Origin of the sequence: Microbacterium sp. 4NA327F11 (assembly GCF_005503465.1) — a bacterium.
Taxonomy (GTDB): domain Bacteria; phylum Actinomycetota; class Actinomycetes; order Actinomycetales; family Microbacteriaceae; genus Microbacterium; species Microbacterium ginsengisoli.
Genome location: NZ_SCOB01000014.1, coordinates 1 through 17,782 on the forward strand (window position 1 = coordinate 1; position 17,782 = coordinate 17,782).

15 protein-coding genes are annotated in these 17,782 nt (G+C 71.1%); 8 read left to right on the forward strand and 7 right to left on the reverse strand.

Going from position 1 to position 17,782, the window contains the following annotated elements; genetic code table 11:
* The 3 genes from FFS51_RS10045 to FFS51_RS10055 all read left to right on the forward strand — a co-directional run.
* The coding region (locus FFS51_RS10045) for a purine-nucleoside phosphorylase (RefSeq protein WP_137878252.1) at positions 1–802 on the forward strand (802 nt) is incomplete at its 5' end.
* Positions 799–2,481, forward strand: a complete 1,683-nt coding sequence (locus FFS51_RS10050; protein ID WP_137878253.1) for a phospho-sugar mutase — start codon at positions 799–801, stop codon at positions 2,479–2,481. The genes FFS51_RS10045 and FFS51_RS10050, both read left to right, overlap by 4 nt.
* Positions 2,482–2,519: 38 nt before the next feature.
* Positions 2,520–3,107, forward strand: a complete 588-nt coding sequence (locus tag FFS51_RS10055) for a GNAT family N-acetyltransferase (protein WP_137878254.1) — start codon at positions 2,520–2,522, stop codon at positions 3,105–3,107.
* A 15-nt stretch (positions 3,108–3,122) separates the two neighbouring features.
* On the opposite strand, the gene FFS51_RS10060 is transcribed toward FFS51_RS10055, so the two are convergent.
* Positions 3,123–5,054 carry a BglG family transcription antiterminator gene (locus tag FFS51_RS10060; RefSeq protein WP_137878255.1) on the reverse strand — a complete coding sequence of 644 codons (1,932 nt, stop codon included), beginning with the start codon at positions 5,052–5,054 and terminating at the stop codon, positions 3,123–3,125.
* A gap of 355 nt (positions 5,055–5,409) precedes the next feature.
* Between FFS51_RS10060 and FFS51_RS10065 the strand changes: the two genes are divergently transcribed.
* The 5 genes from FFS51_RS10065 to FFS51_RS10085 all read left to right on the forward strand — a co-directional run bounded on the left by FFS51_RS10065 (position 5,410) and on the right by FFS51_RS10085 (position 10,663).
* On the forward strand, positions 5,410–5,685 hold the full coding sequence (locus FFS51_RS10065; protein ID WP_045248244.1) for an HPr family phosphocarrier protein: 276 nt from the start codon (positions 5,410–5,412) through the stop codon (positions 5,683–5,685).
* 17 nt (positions 5,686–5,702) lie between these two features.
* Complete coding sequence (ptsP, locus tag FFS51_RS10070) at positions 5,703–7,379, forward strand: phosphoenolpyruvate--protein phosphotransferase (RefSeq protein WP_056207948.1); 1,677 nt, start codon at positions 5,703–5,705, stop codon at positions 7,377–7,379.
* Positions 7,380–7,393: 14 nt separating this feature from the next.
* Positions 7,394–9,010: a PTS mannitol transporter subunit IIBC gene (locus FFS51_RS10075; RefSeq protein WP_056207943.1), complete on the forward strand. Its 1,617-nt coding sequence runs from the start codon at positions 7,394–7,396 to the stop codon at positions 9,008–9,010.
* 61 nt (positions 9,011–9,071) lie between these two features.
* The gene (locus FFS51_RS10080) at positions 9,072–9,509 is read left to right on the forward strand and encodes a PTS mannitol transporter subunit IIA (RefSeq protein WP_137878256.1); all 438 of its coding nucleotides are present in this window, start codon (positions 9,072–9,074) and stop codon (positions 9,507–9,509) included.
* The gene (locus tag FFS51_RS10085; protein WP_137878257.1) at positions 9,509–10,663 is read left to right on the forward strand and encodes a mannitol-1-phosphate 5-dehydrogenase; all 1,155 of its coding nucleotides are present in this window, start codon (positions 9,509–9,511) and stop codon (positions 10,661–10,663) included. Before FFS51_RS10080 ends, FFS51_RS10085 begins: the two co-directional genes overlap by 1 nt.
* A gap of 63 nt (positions 10,664–10,726) precedes the next feature.
* Here FFS51_RS10085 and FFS51_RS10090 read toward each other — a convergent pair whose 3' ends face one another.
* The 6 genes from FFS51_RS10090 to FFS51_RS10115 all read right to left on the reverse strand — a co-directional run bounded on the left by FFS51_RS10090 (position 10,727) and on the right by FFS51_RS10115 (position 17,778).
* A complete protein-coding gene (locus tag FFS51_RS10090) occupies positions 10,727–11,842 on the reverse strand; it encodes an adenosine deaminase (RefSeq protein ID WP_045248239.1) in 1,116 nt (371 codons plus the stop codon).
* A gap of 53 nt (positions 11,843–11,895) precedes the next feature.
* On the reverse strand, positions 11,896–13,185 hold the full coding sequence (locus FFS51_RS10095) for a thymidine phosphorylase (RefSeq protein ID WP_137878258.1): 1,290 nt from the start codon (positions 13,183–13,185) through the stop codon (positions 11,896–11,898).
* Entirely contained in the window at positions 13,182–13,583 is a 402-nt protein-coding gene (locus tag FFS51_RS10100) for a cytidine deaminase (protein WP_137878259.1), read from the reverse strand. Before FFS51_RS10100 ends, FFS51_RS10095 begins: the two co-directional genes overlap by 4 nt.
* Positions 13,584–13,652: 69 nt before the next feature.
* Positions 13,653–14,930, reverse strand: a complete 1,278-nt coding sequence (locus FFS51_RS10105; protein ID WP_137878260.1) for an ABC transporter permease — start codon at positions 14,928–14,930, stop codon at positions 13,653–13,655.
* On the reverse strand, positions 14,927–16,279 hold the full coding sequence (locus tag FFS51_RS10110; protein WP_416361457.1) for an ABC transporter permease: 1,353 nt from the start codon (positions 16,277–16,279) through the stop codon (positions 14,927–14,929). Before FFS51_RS10110 ends, FFS51_RS10105 begins: the two co-directional genes overlap by 4 nt.
* Complete coding sequence (locus FFS51_RS10115) at positions 16,276–17,778, reverse strand: ABC transporter ATP-binding protein (RefSeq protein WP_045248235.1); 1,503 nt, start codon at positions 17,776–17,778, stop codon at positions 16,276–16,278. Before FFS51_RS10115 ends, FFS51_RS10110 begins: the two co-directional genes overlap by 4 nt.
* Between the last annotated feature and the right edge of the window lie 4 nt (positions 17,779–17,782).

The following is a 17,782-nucleotide window of genomic DNA, read 5'->3' on the forward strand; positions in this document are numbered from 1 at the left end:
CCCCGCCGCCGACCCGTTCGAGGTCGCCGCCACCGCCGCCGCCGACATCGCCCGCCTCAGCGGCGTCGCAACGCACGACATCGCGGTGACGCTCGGGAGCGGATGGGGCAAGGCCGCCGACCTCCTCGGTGAGACGGTCGCGACGATCCCCGCCACCGAGGTGACAGGCTTCAGCAAGCCCGCGCTCGAGGGTCACGTCGGCACGCTGCGCAGCATCCTGACCCCGACCGGAAAGCGCGTGCTCGTCATCGGCGCGCGCACGCACTTCTACGAGGGGCACGGCACCCGCCGCGTCGTGCACAGCGTGCGCACCGCTGCCGCCACCGGAGCCCGCATCATGGTGCTCACCAACGGCGCCGGCGGGATCCGAGAGGCCTGGACTCCCGGGCAGCCGGTGCTCGTCAGCGACCACATCAACCTCACGGCGGCCTCGCCGCTCGAGGGCGCGACGTTCATCGATCTCACCGACCTCTACTCGCGACGCCTGCGCGATCTCGCCCGCACGATCGACCCGACTCTCGACGAGGGCGTCTACTGCCAGTTCCGCGGGCCGCAGTACGAGACGCCCGCCGAGGTGCAGATGGCCAAGGCGATCGGCGGCCACATCGTCGGCATGTCGACAGCCCTCGAGGCGATCGCGGCCCGCCAGGCGGGCATGGAGATCCTCGGGATGTCTCTCATCACCAACCTCGCCGCGGGCATCCAGACCACCCCGCTCAGCCACGCCGAGGTCATCGAGGCGGGCCAGCTCGCCGAGCCGGTCATCTCCGCGCTCCTGGCCCGTGTGATCGAGGCGATGTGAGCGACGACGACCTTCTCGTCCGCGCCCGCGCCTGGGTCGCGCAGGATCCGGACCCCCTCACCGCCGCGGAGCTCGATGCGCTCATCGCGGGGGCCGCGGCATCCGATCACGCCTCTGTGCTCGCCCTGCGCGAGCGGTTCTCGGGACGCCTCGCCTTCGGCACCGCAGGGCTGCGCGGAGAGCTCGGCGCGGGCCCGCAGCGCATGAACCGGGTGCTCGTCGCGCAGGCCGCGACCGGCCTCGCGCGGTACCTCGCGGCCTCGGCCCGGCCCGGCCACACCCCGACCGTCGTGATCGGCTACGACGGTCGGCGCAACTCCGATGTGTTCGCCCGCGACTCGGCCGAGCTCATCGCCGGTCAGGGTCTGCACGCGATCCTCCTCCCCCGCCTGCTGCCGACCCCCGTGCTCGCCTTCGCCGTGCGCCACCTCGGCGCCGACGCCGGCGTGATGGTGACGGCCAGCCACAATCCGCCGAACGACAACGGCTACAAGGTCTACCTCGGCGGCGCCGACGACGGCGCGCAGATCGTGCCGCCGAGCGACGCCGAGATCGCGGCGCAGATCACCCGGGTCGCCGATGACGAGCGCGTCGACGCGCTGCCCCGCTCCCAGGACTACGAGATCGCCGACGAGGCGGTCGTGGCCGCCTACGTCGCCGCCACGGCGGCCGTCGCGCCCGCCCCCGCCGGCGCCGCCGGCCTGCGGTGGGTCTACACGGCACTGCACGGAGTCGGCTGGGAGACGACAGCCGCGATCCTGCGCACGGCCGGCTACCCGCTGCCGGTCACGGTCGACGAGCAGCTCCACCCCGACGGCGCCTTCCCGACGGTGGCGTTCCCCAACCCCGAGGAGCCGGGAGCGATGGACCTCGCCTTCGCGACGGCGCGCACCGCCGGCGCGGAGCTCGTCATCGCGAACGACCCCGACGCCGACAGGCTCGCGGTCGCGATCCCGGATGCCGCCGCCACCGGCGGCTGGCGCCGCCTGACCGGCAACGAGACGGGTCTGCTGCTGGGGCTGCGCGCCGCACGGCTCGCCGCCGCCCACCCGGTCGCGGGTGCGTCACTGGCGTGCTCACTGGTGTCGTCGCCGGCGCTCGCGACGATGGCGGAGCGCCATGGCCTCGGCTTCCACGCGACCCTCACCGGGTTCAAGTGGATCTCCCGCGCGCCCGGCATCGTCTATGGGTTCGAGGAGGCCCTCGGCTATCTCGTGAACCCCGAGACGGTGCGAGACAAGGACGGCATCTCGGCCGCCGTGGCGATCCTCGGCCTGGTTGCAGAGGCCCGCGAACGCGGCGCCACCCTCTCCGACCTGCTCGCCGAGCTCGCCGAGGAGGTCGGCCACGTCGCGAGCGGTCAGGTCTCGGTGCGGGTCGACGACCTCGCCGTGATCCCCCGCCTCATGGGGTCGCTGCGAGAGGCTCCCCCGACCGAGGTCGGCGGGTTCGCCGTCGAGCGTGTCGACGACCTCGCGACGGGTCACGGAGACCTCCCGCCCGGCGACGTGCTGCGCTACTGGCTCGAGGGAGAGACCCGACTGATCGTGCGCCCGTCGGGCACCGAGCCGAAGCTCAAGCTCTACCTCGACGTGCGCGGCGACAGCGCCTCCGACGCCGACGCGCGGCTCGAACGACTGCGGGACGGGGCCCGCCGACTGCTGTCCGATCGGAGCTGACCCCCACGTCCCGCCGCCCGGCGCCCTAGGCTCGGGGCATGGAGTTCGCCGCACCGCTCGTCCTCGCCAACGACTGGGTCCGCCTGGAGCCGCTGACGGCCGCACATGCGGCGGGGCTCCGAGCCGCGGCATCCGGTCTCGACCACGCCTGGTACACGAGCGTGCCGACGAGCGACGCCGCCGTCGATGCCGACATCGCGATGCGCGAGGGCCTTCATGCCGCCGGCGGCATGAATCCGTGGGTCGTCGTGCGCGAGAGCGACGGCGAGGTCGTCGGCGAAACGACGTTCTGCAACATCGACCAGGAGAACCGTCGAGTCGAGATCGGACACACCTGGCTCGGACTCTCCGCCCAGCGCAGCGCCGTGAACACGGCCGCGAAGCGCCTGCTGCTAGCCCACGCCTTTGAGTCCTGCGATGCCGTCGCGGTCGAGCTGCGCACCCACTGGCACAATCGGCAGTCACGGGCCGCCATCGAGCGGCTCGGCGCGAAGCTCGACGGCGTGCTGCGCAGCCACCGCATCATGCCCGACGGCTCACTGCGGGACACCGTGGTCTACTCGATCCTCGCGCACGAGTGGCCCGCGGTGCGGCGCGGACTCGACGAGAGGCTCATCCGGGCCTGACGCCGGATCGTCGGATCAGCCGTCGATGACGGCGACGAGCTCGTCGAGGAACGACGGCAGACTCGTCGCGCGGCGCACGATGCGTTGCGCCGATTCGCGCTCGTTGAACACCTCGACGAACTGCTCGAAGACCGTCTGGAACGCCGCACGGTCGTTCTCCGAGAAGGCGACGAGCGCCACCACCTGCACGCGGGCGTCGCCCCACGGGATCGACGGGTCGGCGATGCCGACGGCGATCGCCGTGTGGGCCGCGGTCATCCCGATCGCGTGCGGCACCGCGAGCGCGTCGGTGAAGGCGGTCGACGACATCCCCTCGCGCGCGACCGCGCGCTCGAGGTAGGCGTCGTCGATGACGCCGGCGTCCCGCAGCAGCCCGCCGAGGAGGCGGATGGTGCCCTCCTCGCCGAGCGTCGGATCGATGCCGTGCACGAACGCGTCGGGGCGGAAGTAGCGCTCGAGCTCGGTGCGCAGCTTCGCGAGGCGACGCGTGCGTCGCGCTCGCACCGCGACGACCTGGATGCGGTCGACGTCGGCAGGCGTGAGGAAGGGCTGGATGCGCACGACGCGTTCGGGCTGCACCGGCGCCCCCGGGGGCGCGTCGATCGTCGTGAGCACGAGGTCGGTGTCGATGTCGGCCCAGTCGGGGTCGACGCGCGTCTCGACCCGCACGACCTCGATCGACTGGCCGAGCGAGCGGGCGACGCTCGAGCGCAGCAGCTCGTGCAGCTCGTAGTACCCAGGGCAGATGATCGTCGCGGTGAGCCGTTCGTCCGATCGGCGGCTGCGCTCGAGCTGGCCGCCCACGTGCATCGCGATGTAGGCGATCTCGTCATCGTGCAGCGGGATGTTCAGTCGCTGCGACAGCTCACTGGCGATGAAGACCGCGACCTCGAAGATCATCGGATAGGTCGACTTCAACGATCGGGTCAGCGGGTTGCGCGACCACGCCTTGTCCCGCGCCCGCAGCCGCAGGTTCTGCACATGGAGGGCGAGCCGCAGCACGAAGTCCTCGTCGTGGATCTCCACCAGGAACTCGGATGCCGCGGCCCCGACCGCCTCCCGCACGGCTCCCTCCACCTCGGGGTCGAGGGGCGCCCGCGTCTCGTCGGCGATGCCCGGCGCGACGACCCGCGTGAGCACGACGGAGGCGAGGTGGCGGCTGTCGGCCGGCCCGAGGTCGACGCCGAGATGCTCTCGGGCGAGCGTCTCGATCGCGTTCGCGACCCGCAGCTGCGCCGCGACCGGCTCGGGGAGCCCCTCCGCGTCGAGGCCGCGCTGGCGTGCGACGCGGTCGGCCGCGATCGCGACGTGGGTGAGCACGTCGCTCATCCCGTACTCGTTGACGTAATAGCCGAAATCGACCAGCTGTGCCACGAGCGCCGCCTTGAACGGCGCGAGCGACGGGAGCACCGCGGACTGCTCGCCGAGCGCACGCCGGAGCGCCGCGGTGTCGTAGGCACCGGCATCCATCTCGTCATGGACGAGCCGGCTGAGCAGCCGCCGCTGCGCCATCTCGGTGCCGCGCAGGCGCACCTGTGCGCCCTGGCGGTCGAGGATGAGCTCTGTGCCGCCCAGCAGGCTGCGCACCCGCGCGAGATCGGACTCGACCGTCGCGGCGCTCACGAACATCTCGTCGGCGACGGCGTAGACGTCGAGGCCGTCGGGGGCGTCGAGCAGCCTCGTCACGAGGGTGTGGAGGCGATCGCGGGGCGACCCGCCGTCACCGGGAGAGGTCTGCAGGGCGGCGCCCGCCTCGACGCCGGCGCGGTAGCCCTGCGGCCCCGACTCGACAGCCTGGCCGCCGGAGACACGACCGTTCACGCTCGTGACATAGGAGCGCACCGACCGGGCCGTCACACCCAGCTGATCGGCGAGGGTCGCCGCCGTCACCCATCCGCCGTCGCGAAGGAGCAGGCCGAGAAGCCGGTCCTGCTTGGCACGCGTCACGTGATCCCTCCGATACGCCGATTCCCCTATTCCATCACGCGACCGCGACGTTTCCGCGGGGGGCGGAAACAGGTCTGGTTGCCCGCGCTCTCGGGGAATTCTCAAGATAGACCCAGGAGGCGGATCGATGAGGATCCTGGCGACGTGCGCCGCCGGTACGACCGGCACAGGCGAAGCACAGCAGCTGCGTCACGCAGCGCACGACGCGAGGGCACGCACCGAACCGTGGAGACGCACTCGAACCGTCACGTCGCCCGTGCCGGAGCGGATGCCGCTCCCCGCTCCGAGACCGCACCATCCGTCCGTCGCATCCGGCCTCGCGCCGTGCGCGGACGGCCGCAACGAGAGAAGCACTATGACAGTCGCCACCCGCACCGTGCGCATCGGATCCGCCCACGGTCTGCACGCCCGCCCCGCGAAGCTCTTCGCCCAGGCGGCGAAGGACGCGGGGCTCCCCGTCACGATCGCGAAGGACGCCGGTGCGCCGGTCAACGCCGCGAGCATCCTCGGGGTGATCGCGCTCGGCATCGAGCAGGGCGACTACGTCACGCTCACCGCCGACGGCGAGGGCGCGGAGAACGTGCTCGACGACCTCGCCGACCTCCTCACGACCGACCACGACGCGGCCTGACCGGACGGAGCGCAGACATGAGCACCACGACCACCCTCCGCGGAGTCGGCATCGGCCTGGGCGTCGCCCAGGGTCCCGTCGCCCGTATGGCGGCGCCCCTCCCCGCTCCCGCCGACGCCCCCTCGACGCTCGGCTCCGATGCCGAGACCGCGCGCGTGCAGGAGGCCATCGGCGTCGTCGCCCGCGAGCTCGAGGCGCGCGGCGCCCAGGCGGGCGGCTCGGCCCGCGACGTGCTCGAGGCGCAGGCCATGATGGCCGAGGACCCCACGCTCGAGGCCGAGGTCGCCACACGCATCACCGCCGGTAAGACCGCGGAGTTCGCCGTCTACGACGCGTTCGCCTCCTTCCGCGACCAGCTCACCGCGGTCGGCGGCTACCTCGGCGAGCGCGCCGCCGATCTCGACGACGTCGCCCAGCGCGTCATCGCGCGACTCCGGGGCGTCGCCGCCCCCGGGGTGCCCGAGCCCGGCCACCCCTACGTGCTCGTGGCCACCGACCTCGCCCCCGCCGACACCGCGCTCCTCGACCTCGACCAGGTGCTCGCGCTCGTCACGAGCGAGGGCGGCCCGACCTCCCACACCGCGATCCTCGCCCGCGAGAAGGGCATCGTCGCCGTCGTCGGCACCGCCGGCGCCCTCGACCTCGCCGACGGCGACACCGTGATCGTCGATGCCGCTGCGGGCGTGATCACCGTGTCGCCCTCGGAGGACGAGCGTGCGGCGGCTCAGCGCCGCGCGGACGCGCGGTCGGCCGCGGCATCCGCACCGCTCACCCCGGGTGCGCTCGCCGACGGCACCGCTGTGCCGCTGCTCGCCAACCTCGGCAGCCCGGACGGCGCCGCTGAGGCCGTGGCCCTCGGGGCGGAAGGCGTGGGGCTGTTCCGCACCGAGTTCCTCTTCCTGAGCTCGAACACCGCCCCCACGGTCGCCCAGCAGCGCACCTCGTACGAAAAGCTCTTCCGCGCGTTCGCCGGCAAGAAGGTCGTCGTGCGTGTGCTCGACGCCGGTGCCGACAAGCCGCTGCCGTTCCTCAACGACGCCCACGAGGAGAACCCGGCGCTGGGCCTGCGGGGCCTGCGCGCCCTCCGGGCCAGCGAGGACATCCTGCGCGAGCAGCTCACCGCCCTCGCGGAGGCCAACGCCGCGGCGGCCGCCGACGGCGAGGCCGCGGATCTGTGGGTCATGGCGCCGATGGTAGCGACCGTCGAGGAGACCGAATACTTCGTCGCCCTCGCCCGCGAGTACGACGTGAAGACCGCGGGAGTCATGGTCGAGGTGCCGTCGGCGGCCCTCCTCGCCGACAGGGTGCTCGCGCAGGCCGACTTCGCCTCGATCGGCACCAACGACCTCACGCAGTACACCCTTGCCGCGGACCGGCTCCTCGGCTCGGTCGCGTCGTTCCAGGACCCCTGGCACCCTGCGGTGCTCCGCCTCATCCAGTCGGTCGGCGCCGCGGGCGCAGCCCTCGGCAAGCCGGTCGGCATCTGCGGCGAGGCCGCCGCCGACCCGCTGCTGGCGGTCGTGCTCGTCGGCCTCGGTGCGACGTCCCTGTCCATGGCTCCCACGGCGCTCGCCGACGTGCGTCAGAGCCTGCTCTCCCACTCGCTCGACGACGCCCGACGCGTCGCCGAGGCAGCACTTGCCGCGAATGACGCGGCAACGGCGCGTGCGGCCGCCCGGGCCGCCGCTTCCTAGAAAAGGAAAGAAACATGACAACGACGGCAACGTCGCCCGCGCTGTCGGGAGGTAAGAAGGCCCAGATCGCCGTGCAGCGATTCGGTACCTTCCTGTCCGGCATGATCATGCCGAACATCGCGGCCTTCATCGCGTGGGGCTTCATCACGGCACTGTTCATCGCCACCGGCTGGCTCGGCTTCTGGCACCCGGTCGCCGACATCCTCGGCGGCTTCGGTGACGCGAGCCAGATCAACTGGGCTCACGCCATGACCGCGCTCTCGCAGACGAAGGACGGCAACGTCATCCCCGTGTTCGTCGGCCTCGTGGGCCCGATGATCACCTACCTCCTCCCGCTCCTCATCGCGAACACCGGTGGCCGCATGGTCTACGGCGAGCGCGGTGGTGTGGTCGCCGCCATCGCGACCGTCGGTGTCATCGTCGGCACGACGATCCCGATGTTCCTCGGCGCCATGGTCATGGGCCCGCTGGCAGCGCTGCTGACCAAGTGGATGGACCGCATCTGGGAAGGCAAGATCAAGGCGGGCTTCGAGATGCTCGTCAACAACTTCTCGGCCGGCATCCTCGGCATGCTGCTCGCGATCGTCGGCTTCTTCGGGTTCGGCCCGATCATGACCGCCGTCTCGAACGCCCTGGGCGCCGTCGTGGACTTCCTGGTCTCCGCGGGCCTGCTCCCGCTGCTGTCGATCCTGGTCGAGCCCGCCAAGGTGCTGTTCCTGAACAACGCCGTCAACCACGGTGTGTTCACCCCGATCGGCACCCAGCAGGCCCTCGAGACCGGCCGTTCGATCCTGTTCCTCGTCGAGGCGAACCCCGGCCCCGGCCTCGGAATCCTGGTCGCCTTCGCGTTCTTCGGTGTGGGCGCCGCCCGCGCTTCCGCCCCCGGCGCGATCGTCATCCAGTTCCTCGGCGGCATCCACGAGATCTACTTCCCGTACGTGCTCATGAAGCCGATCATCATCGTCGCGGCCATCGCCGGCGGCATGACCGGTGTGGCGACCAACGCGGTGTTCGGTTCCGGCCTTCGCGCTCCCGCATCGCCCGGATCGATCTTCGCGGTGCTGTTGCAGACCTCCGGCGACAGCAACTTTGGTCCCGGTTGGGGCTACGTGGGCGTCATCCTGTCGGTGATCCTCGCCGCAACGGTCTCGTTCCTGCTCTCCTCGCTGTTCCTCCTGCGCACGCGTAAGCGTGACCTCGAGCTCGGCGAGTCGGGCGACCTCAGCGCCGCGATCTCTGCGACCGAGGCCAACAAGGGCAAGTCCTCGAGCACCCTCGCGGGCCTGCGCACCTCGTCGGAGGCCGGCACCACCGCCGTCGCCACCAAGCCGATCTCCACGATCGTGTTCGCCTGCGACGCCGGAATGGGGTCGTCCGCGATGGGTGCGAGCGTGTTGCGCAACAAGATCAAGAAGGCCGGTATCGAGGGCGTCACGGTGACCAACCAGGCCATCGCCAACCTCGACGGGTCGGCCGACCTGGTCGTCACGCAGAACCAGCTCACCGACCGCGCCCGGTCGGCGTCGCCGAACTCGCTCCACGTGTCGGTCGACAACTTCATGAACTCGCCGCGATACGACGAGGTCGTCGACCTCGTGGCCTCGCAGCACCAGGATGGTGCACAGGGTTGAGTTCGTCGCGGGGCGGGCGGAGCGATCCGCCCGCCCCGCACTCTTTGTGGAAGGAAGAAACATGACCGGAGAGATCCTGACCCTCGGACAGGTGCGCATCCACGCGGGTGCCGCCACGCGCCTCGAGGCGCAGCGGGAGGCCGCCGACATCCTCGAGGCCGCGGGCGCCGTCACCGGCGCCTACTACGACGCGATGCTCGCCCGCGAGGCGACCGTGTCGACCTACATGGGCAATGAGCTGGCGATCCCGCACGGCACCAACGAGGCCAAGAGCGAGATCCTCGCCTCGGCCCTGTCGGTCGTGCGCTACGACGGCGGCGTCGACTGGGACGGGGAGCCGGTGACGTTCGTGATCGGCATCGCCGGTCGCGGCGATGAGCACCTCGAGATCCTCTCCCAGATCGCGATCCTGTTCTCCGACGAGGACGAGGTCGCAGCCCTCAAGGCCGCCGCGACGCCCGAGGAGCTCTTCGCCGGCCTTGCCACGGTGAACGCCTGATGAAGGCCGTCCATTTCGGCGCCGGCAACATCGGTCGCGGCTTCGTGGGCCTGCTGCTGCACGAGGGCGGCTACGAGGTCGTGTTCTCGGATGTCGCAGCCCCCCTCGTCGACGCGATCAACGCCGAGACGAGCTACACCGTGCACGCCGTCGGAGACGGCGGCGGTGACACCGTCGTGACCGGCTTCCGCGCGGTCAACAGCCAGCTGGACCCGCAGGCGGTCGTCGACGAGCTCGCGACCGCGGATGTCGCCACCACAGCGGTCGGTCCCAACATCCTGCGCTTCATCGCCCCGGTGATCTACGCCGGGCTCGTGGCGCGCTCTGCCGAGCTGCCTCCCCTCGCCGTCATGGCGTGCGAGAACGCGATCCGCGCGACCGACACCCTGCGCGACGAGATCGCCGCCCTCGCCGGCGCCGACTGGCCTGCGGTCGCGGCGAAGGCCGTGTTCGCGAACACCGCGGTAGACCGCATCGTGCCCGGGCAGCCCGAGGGCCAGCACGGGGTGGATGTCACGGTGGAGCCGTTCTTCGAGTGGGCGATCGAGCAGGGTCCGTTCGCGGGAGCACTGCCATCGATCCCCGGTGCGCACTTCGTCGACGACCTCACGCCGTACATCGAGCGCAAGCTCTTCACGGTGAACACGGGGCACGCCTCGACCGCCTACTTCGGCGCTCGCGCCGGCATCGAGCGCATCTCCGACGCCCTCGCCGATCCCGAGATCCTCGCGGCGGTGCGCGCGACGCTCGAGGAGACGTCGGCGGTGCTCATCGCCCGTCACGGCTTCACGGCCGAGGAGCTCGCCGATTACCGCGCGACGATCCTGCGCCGGTTCCAGAACCCCGAGCTTCCCGACACCGTATGGCGTGTGGGTCGTCAGCCGCTGCGCAAGCTCTCCCGCCACGAGCGGTTCGTCGGCCCGGCGGCCGACGCCGCCGAACGGGGCCTGTCGGTCGCGGCGCTCCTCGGCACCGTCGGCGCCGCGCTCGCCTTCGAGACCGCCGACGACCCGGAAGCCGTCGAGCTGCAGGAGCTGCTGCGCACGACCGAGGCCACGGCGCTCGTCACCCGCGTCACGGGCATCGAGGCGGGGCATCCGCTCTACAACGGCCTCGTGGCCGCCGTCACGACCCGGCAGGCAGACCTGGCCTGACCGCACCGACCGAGGCCGGCGCCGCGAACCCGATCGTGGTGCCGCCCTCGACCATGTCGGGGCTCAGCGGTCGAAGCCCTCGGAGATGAGGTCGATGAGCTCCTCGCGCTCCTCCACCGGCAGGAACGCGCCGCCCGCGGCGTTGAGCTGGAAGCTCTCGAGGTCGTCGAGGTCGTACTCGAACGTCTCGGCGAGCAGGGCCAGCTCGCGGGTGAGGGACGTACGGCTCATCGTGCGGTTGTCGACGTTCACCGTCACCGCGAAGCCGAGCTGGTAGAGCAGGTCGAAGGGGTGGTCCTCGAGCTCGCTGCCCCACGCCGCGAACGCGCCGGTGTGCACGTTCGAGGTCGGCGAGAGCTCGAGCGGGATCTCCCGGTCGCGCACCCAGCGCGCCAGGTCGCCGAATTCGACGAGCACCTGCTCGCCCTTGCGCGAGACGACGTCGAGGTCCTCGGCGATGCGCACGCCGTGTCCGAGCCGCAGCGCGCGGCCGTCGACGAGGGCGGAGCGGATCGACTCCAGGCCGGCGGCCTCGCCGGCGTGCACCGTGACGGGGAAGAACTCGCCCGCCAGGTACTCGAACGCCTCGCGGTGCCGAGACGGCAGGAAGCCGTCCTCGGGCCCGGCGATGTCGAAGCCGACCGCACCCGCCTCGCGGAACGCGACCGCGAGCTTCGCGATCTCCAGCGACCGGTCGTTCTGGCGCATCGCGGTGATGAGCTGTCCGACGCGGATGTCGTGGCCTGCCTCCGCCGCGTCGTCCTCGCCCTGCTCGATGCCCTCCTGCACGGCCTCGACGGCCTCTTCGAGCGTCAGCCCACCGCGCAGGTGCTGCTCGGGCGCCCAGCGCACCTCCGCGTACACGACGCCGTCGTCGACGAGGTCCTCGACGAACTCACGGGCGACGCGGGTCAGCTGGTCGCGGGTCTGCATGACCCCGGTCGTCAGCTCGAAACGCTGCAGGTACTCGACGAGCGAGCGATCGGGCCGCACCGCCGAGAACCACTCCGCGAGCTCGTCGGCGTCCCCGGTTGGCAGGGCGATGCCCGCCTCCTCGGCGAGCTCGATCACCGTGTCGGGGCGCACCCCGCCGTCGAGGTGGTCGTGCAGCGACACCTTCGGAAGGGACCGGATCGACACGCCCTCGAGGCGGGCGTCGTCGTGCTGGTCGATAGGCATCGGGTCTCCTTCTGATCGGATGTCGCGGCTCCCCCACCGATCATTCTGACGGGTCAGGCGGAGATCCGCTCCCTCACGATCGCCGCGCGGGCCGGCGCAGCATCCGAGATCTCGTAGGCGCCGTCGAGAGCGGCGAGCGCGCGCTCGAAACGGGCGTCGTCGTCGGCCGACAGGGTGAAGAGCGGGTCGCCGGCGCGCACGGCGTCGCCCGGCTTGGCGTGCAGGTCGATGCCGGCCGCGTGGATCACCGGATCCTCGGCGCGGGCGCGTCCGGCTCCCAGGCGCCACGCGGCGATGCCGAACGGCAGGGCATCCAGCCGAGACACCACCCCGTCGCGCGCGGCGGTGACGGTGTGCGTCTCGCGGGCGACCGGCGGGGATGCGTCGGGGTCGCCGCCCTGCGCGACGATCATGCGCCGCCAGGCGTCCATCGCGGCGCCGCCGGCGAGCGCGCCCTCGACGTCGGCGTCGGGCAGCCCGGCGAGCGCGAGCATCTCCCGGGCGAGGGCGATCGTGAGCTCGACGACGTCGGCGGGACCGCCGCCGGCGAGCACCTCGACCGACTCGCGCACCTCGTTGGCGTTGCCGATGGCGAGGCCGAGGGGCGTGTTCATGTCGGTGAGGAGCGCCGTGGTCGCCACCCCGGAGTCGGTGCCGAGGGCGACCATCGTGCGGGCGAGCTCGCGCGCACGATCGATGTCCTGCATGAACGCGCCCGAGCCGAACTTCACGTCGAGTACGAGGGCGGCCGTGCCCTCGGCGATCTTCTTCGACATGATGCTCGAGGCGATCAGCGGGATGGCCTCGACGGTGCCGGTCACATCGCGTAGCGCGTAGAGCTTCTTGTCGGCGGGGGCGAGCCCGGAGCCGGCGGCGCAGATGACAGCGCCGACGCCGGCGAGCTGCGCGGTGAGCTCCTCGTTCGACAGCGCCGCGCGCCATCCGGGGATCGACTCGAGCTTGTCGAGCGTGCCGCCCGTGTGCCCGAGCCCACGGCCCGAGAGCTGGGGCACGGCGACGCCGAACGAGGCGACGAGAGGAGCCAGCGGCAGGGTGATCTTGTCGCCCACCCCGCCCGTGGAGTGTTTGTCGACGGTGGTCTTGCCGAGGCCGGCGAAGCTCATCCGCTCCCCCGACGCGATCATCGCGTCGGTCATCACACGGATCTCGTCGCGCTCCATGCCGCGCAGCAGCACCGCCATCGCGAACGACGCCATCTGGGCGTCGGACACGTAGCCGCGCGTGTATGCGTCGACCATCCAGCGCAGCGCGTCCTCGGGCACGGCGCCGCCGTCACGCTTCGTGCGGATCACATCGACCGCGTCGAACGGCTCCACGCTCACTGGGCGTACTCCTCGAGCTCGCGGGGACCGAAGGCATCCGGAAGCACCTGCTCGATCGTGCGGACACCCGACACGGTCTGGAGCAGCATCCCGGGCGCCGAGAACTCGAACAGCAGCTGGCGGCAGCGCCCGCACGGCATGAGCGTCGCGCCGTGACCGTCGACGCAGGTGAACGCCACCAGTCGTCCGCCGCCGGTCATGTTCAGGTTCGAGACCAGACCGCACTCTGCACACAGGCCCACGCCGTACGACGCGTTCTCCACGTTGCATCCCGACACGATGCGACCGTCGTCGGTGAGGGCCGCCGCCCCCACGGGGAAGTTCGAGTACGGCGCATACGCGCGGCGCATCGCGTCGTTCGCGGCGACGCGCAGGGCGTCCCAGTCGATGTCGGGCATGGCTGACCTCCGTGGTGTGGGGTGCGAGGGGTGATGAACCGGATGCCGCGGGTCGCGGCATCCGGTTCATCACCCCTTGATGTACGGCTTGCCGGCAGCCGCAGGCCCCCGGATCTGACCGGCGAAACCGGCGACCGCGAGGATCGTGACGACGTAGGGCAGCATGAGCATGAACTCGCTGGGAATCGGGGTCTTCAGCACGGTCAGCAGATTCTGCAGGTTGGTGGCGAAGCCGAACAGCAGCCCCGCGAGCGCGGCGCGCACCGGGTCCCAGCGTCCGAAGATCACCGCGGCGAGGGCGATGAAGCCGAGGCCGGCGGTCATCTCCTTCGTGAAGTGCGGCACCGAGACGAGCGTGAAGTAGGCGCCTCCGATACCGGCGATCGCACCCGCCAGCGAGACGTTCCAGAAGCGCAGCGTGTTGACCCTGATGCCGACCGTGTCGGCCGCCTGCGGGTGCTCACCGACCGCTCGCAGGCGCAGGCCCCAGCGCGTGCGGTACAGACCCCATGCGACGAGGATCACGGCCGCGTACATGAGGTAGACGATGAACGGCTGATCGAACAGCACCGGACCGAGCACCGGGATGTCGCCGAGCACCGGGATCTTCCACCGCGAGAACGTCACGGGACTGTTCAGTGCCGCTTCGTTGTTCGCGAGCACGACGCCGTAGAGGAAGCTCGTCAGACCCGTCACCAGCACGTTGAGCACGACGCCGACGATGACCTGGTCGACGAGGTACTTGATGCTGAAGGCGGCCAGCACGAACGACACCAGCACACCACCCACCATGGCGCCCAGGAGCCCGATGAAGGGGTTCTGCGTGATGCTGCCGATGACGGCCGCCGCGAACGCGCCGAGCAGGAACTGCCCTTCGATCGCGACGTTCACGACGCCGACCCGTTCGCCGATCACGCCGCCGAGGGCGCCGAACACGAGCGGCACCGAGAGCGACATCGCACCGAAGAGCAGGCCCGTGACGGGAACGAGACCGCCCGCGGCCGACCAGGTGAGGAAGGCGAACACGGCCAGGATCGCGTAGACGATCGGCACGGCCAGGTTCGATCGGCGGTAGGCCGCGGCATCCAGCCAGGTCCAGACCGTGAGGAGCGCGAGGATCGCCGCCGTGATCCACGCCGTCGGCGCCGACGGTACGGCGACGTCGCCGAGGGCGATGACCGCCGCGTCGTCGCTCAGCCGGAAGACGCTCTGCCCGTCGCGCGGCGCGAACAGGAACAGGGCGGCGAGACCGACCGTGACGATCGTGAGGGTGACCGGGAGCTTGATGCGGCGTACCCGCACCACGAGGTGGGGCACCGCGGATGCCGCGAGGGTTGCGACGCTCATCGAGCCACCGCCTTCTTCGCCAGGCGGGCTTTCGCCCGCGCGGAACGCTCGGCCTCGTCCTTCGGGAGGAAGAAGATCGTGCGCACGAGCGGCGGCGCCGCGATGAACAGGACGATGAGCGACTGCACGACGAGCACGATGTCGACGGGGATGCCCTCGCTCGCCTGCATGGTGAACGATCCGGACTTCAGCGCACCGAACAGGATGCCGGCGGCGAAAGTGCCCCACGCCGAGCTGCGCCCCAGCAGCGCGACGGTGATCGCATCGAAACCGATGCCGGCGTCGATGCCGCCGTCGAACCCGCTCGTGACCGTTCCCATGATCTGGTTCATGCCGGCAAGTCCCGCCAGCGCGCCCGCGAACAGCATCGCGTAGACGTAGACGCGCTTGACGTTGATGCCCGCGGCGCGGGCTGCGTGAGGGTTCTCGCCGACGGCCCGCATGCGGAAGCCGAGGCTCGAGCGCTCGATGAGCCACCACACGAAGATCGTCGCGATGATGACCACCACGAAGCCCCAGTCGAGGCGCGGGAACTGCTCGCCGAACAGCGCCGGGAACTGCGCCGTCTCGGGCGTCGGCGCCGAGATCGGCTGGTTGGTGCCCGGCTTCTGCAGCAGGCCGGGGGTGCGCACCAGCCACGACACCAGGTAGTAGGCGACGTAGTTGAGCATGATCGTGAGGATGACCTCATGGGCGCCGGTGCGCGCCTTGAGGAGCCCGACGATGCCGCCCCAGATCGCACCTCCGGCGATGCCCGCGAGGAGCGTCACGGGGATGTGGATCCACATCGGCAGGTTCAGGTTGAAGGCGACCAGCGCCGCGGTCGCCGCGGCGATCAGCATCTGACCGCGCGCGCCGATGTTGAACAGGCCGACCCGGAACGCGAGTGCGACGCCGAGCGCCGCCGCGATCAGCGGTGTCGCGAACCCGAGTGTGTTGGTCAGCGGGCGGATGGCCGCCTCGAAGGTCGGCGCGGTCGCGTTGAAGATCGACCCGCGGAACATCGCGTCGTACGCGCCGTAGATCGAGGTCCACAGCGCGACGAACGTGTCGCCGGGGCGGGCGAAGAAGTAGCCGGCCGCGGCCTGCACCTTCGGGTCGGTGACGGCGATGAGGATGCCGCCGATGAGCATCGCGAGGACGACCGCCAGGATCGTGGTGACGACGCTCCCCCGCAGGATCTCGCGGATGAGCTGGTTCGAGCGGGGCGGCGGCGGCACAGCGGCGCCCGCGACCGGTGCCGCGGGGCCGTCGGCGGTCACCGCGTGGCCGGTGAGGGGACCGGATGCCGCGGGCAGCTGCTCGCCGCCGGCGTCGGGGGTGGTGCTCCCGGGGGTGTTGTCGTTCACGCCGCTGCCTCCCCGGCCATCATGAGTCCGAGCACGTCGCGGGGCGTGTCCCCCGGGACGATGCCGACGATCGCGCCGCGGTACATGACCGCGATCCGGTCGGCGAGGGCGGTGACCTCGTCGAGCTCGGTCGAGACGACGATCACCGGGATGCCGGCGTCGCGCGTGTCGATGATGCGCTTGTGGATGAATTCGATCGAGCCGACGTCGACGCCGCGGGTGGGCTGCGAGGCGAGGAAGAGCTTGAGCTCGCGGTTGAGCTCGCGCGCGATGACGACCTTCTGCTGGTTGCCGCCCGACAGCGCGCCGGCGCGCGTCTGGGGTCCCTGGGTGCGGATGTCGAACTCGGCGATCCGGTCGCGGGCGAAGCGATCGAGCGCTCCGCGGCGAATGGTCCCCGCGACGCTGAACGCGGCATCCGCAGAGCGATCGAGGATGAGGTTCTCGGCGACCGAGAACGAGCCGACCAGACCGTCGTGCGTGCGGTCCTCGGGCACGAACCCGACACCTTCGTCGAGGATGCCGCGCACACTCTTGCCGACGAGCTCCACCGAGCCCAGCCGCACCGACCCGGTGACGCGCGCCTGGAGGCCGACGATGGCTTCGGACAGTTCGGTCTGGCCGTTGCCCTGCACACCGGCGATCGCCAGCACCTCACCGGGGCGCACGTCGAAGCTGACGTCGTCGACGACGACGACGCCCGCGGGGTCGATGACGCGCAGGTCGCGCACGGCGAGCCCGCCCTCACCGGGGGTCGCCGCATCCTTCTGCACGCGCAGCTCGACGGCGCGACCCACCATCATCGACGCCAGCTCGGCGTTCGACGCGGTGGGGCTCGCCTCGCCGACGACCGTGCCGAGGCGCACCACGGTGATGCGGTCGGCGACCTCGCGCACCTCGCGCAGCTTGTGGGTGATGAACACGATCGATGTGCCCTCGTCGCGCAGCTGGCGCATGATCGCCATGAGCTCGTCCGTCTCCTGCGGGGTGAGCACAGCTGTCGGCTCGTCGAACACGAGCACGCGCGCGTTGCGGGAGAGCGCCTTGATGATCTCGACGCGCTGCTGCACGCCGACGGGGAGGTCCTCGACGCGGGCATCGGGATCGACGTCGAACCCGAACCGGTCGGCGATCTCGCGCACCCGCGCTCGCGCCTTCGCGAGGTCGAGTGTGCCGAGACCCTTGGTCTCTTCATGGCCGAGCATGACGTTCTCGGCGACCGTGAAGACGGGGATGAGCATGAAGTGCTGGTGCACCATGCCGATACCGGCGCGCATCGCGTCGCCGGGACCGCGGAAGTGCTGCACCTCGTCATCGAGGAGGATCTCGCCCTCGTCGGCCTGGTACAGGCCGTACAGCACGTTCATGAGCGTGGACTTGCCGGCGCCGTTCTCCCCCAGGAGAGCGTGGATCTCGCCCGCCTCGACCGTGAGGTCGATGTGGTTGTTGGCGACGAGTGCTCCGAACCGCTTCGTGATGCCACGGAGTTCGAGCTTCATAAGT

Excerpts from the sequence above, each read along its gene's own strand:
- FFS51_RS10090 (WP_045248239.1), bottom strand. The coding sequence starts at position 11,842 with ATGCCTATCGACCAGCACGACGACGCCCGCCTCGAGGGCGTGTCGATC.
- FFS51_RS10075 (WP_056207943.1), top strand. The coding sequence starts at position 7,394 with ATGACAACGACGGCAACGTCGCCCGCGCTGTCGGGAGGTAAGAAGGCC.
- FFS51_RS10065 (WP_045248244.1), top strand. The coding sequence starts at position 5,410 with ATGACAGTCGCCACCCGCACCGTGCGCATCGGATCCGCCCACGGTCTG.
- ptsP (WP_056207948.1), top strand. The coding sequence starts at position 5,703 with ATGAGCACCACGACCACCCTCCGCGGAGTCGGCATCGGCCTGGGCGTC.
- FFS51_RS10115 (WP_045248235.1), bottom strand. The coding sequence starts at position 17,778 with ATGAAGCTCGAACTCCGTGGCATCACGAAGCGGTTCGGAGCACTCGTC.
- FFS51_RS10055 (WP_137878254.1), top strand. The coding sequence starts at position 2,520 with ATGGAGTTCGCCGCACCGCTCGTCCTCGCCAACGACTGGGTCCGCCTG.
- FFS51_RS10085 (WP_137878257.1), top strand. The coding sequence starts at position 9,509 with ATGAAGGCCGTCCATTTCGGCGCCGGCAACATCGGTCGCGGCTTCGTG.
- FFS51_RS10105 (WP_137878260.1), bottom strand. The coding sequence starts at position 14,930 with ATGAGCGTCGCAACCCTCGCGGCATCCGCGGTGCCCCACCTCGTGGTG.
- FFS51_RS10080 (WP_137878256.1), top strand. The coding sequence starts at position 9,072 with ATGACCGGAGAGATCCTGACCCTCGGACAGGTGCGCATCCACGCGGGT.
- FFS51_RS10100 (WP_137878259.1), bottom strand. The coding sequence starts at position 13,583 with ATGCCCGACATCGACTGGGACGCCCTGCGCGTCGCCGCGAACGACGCG.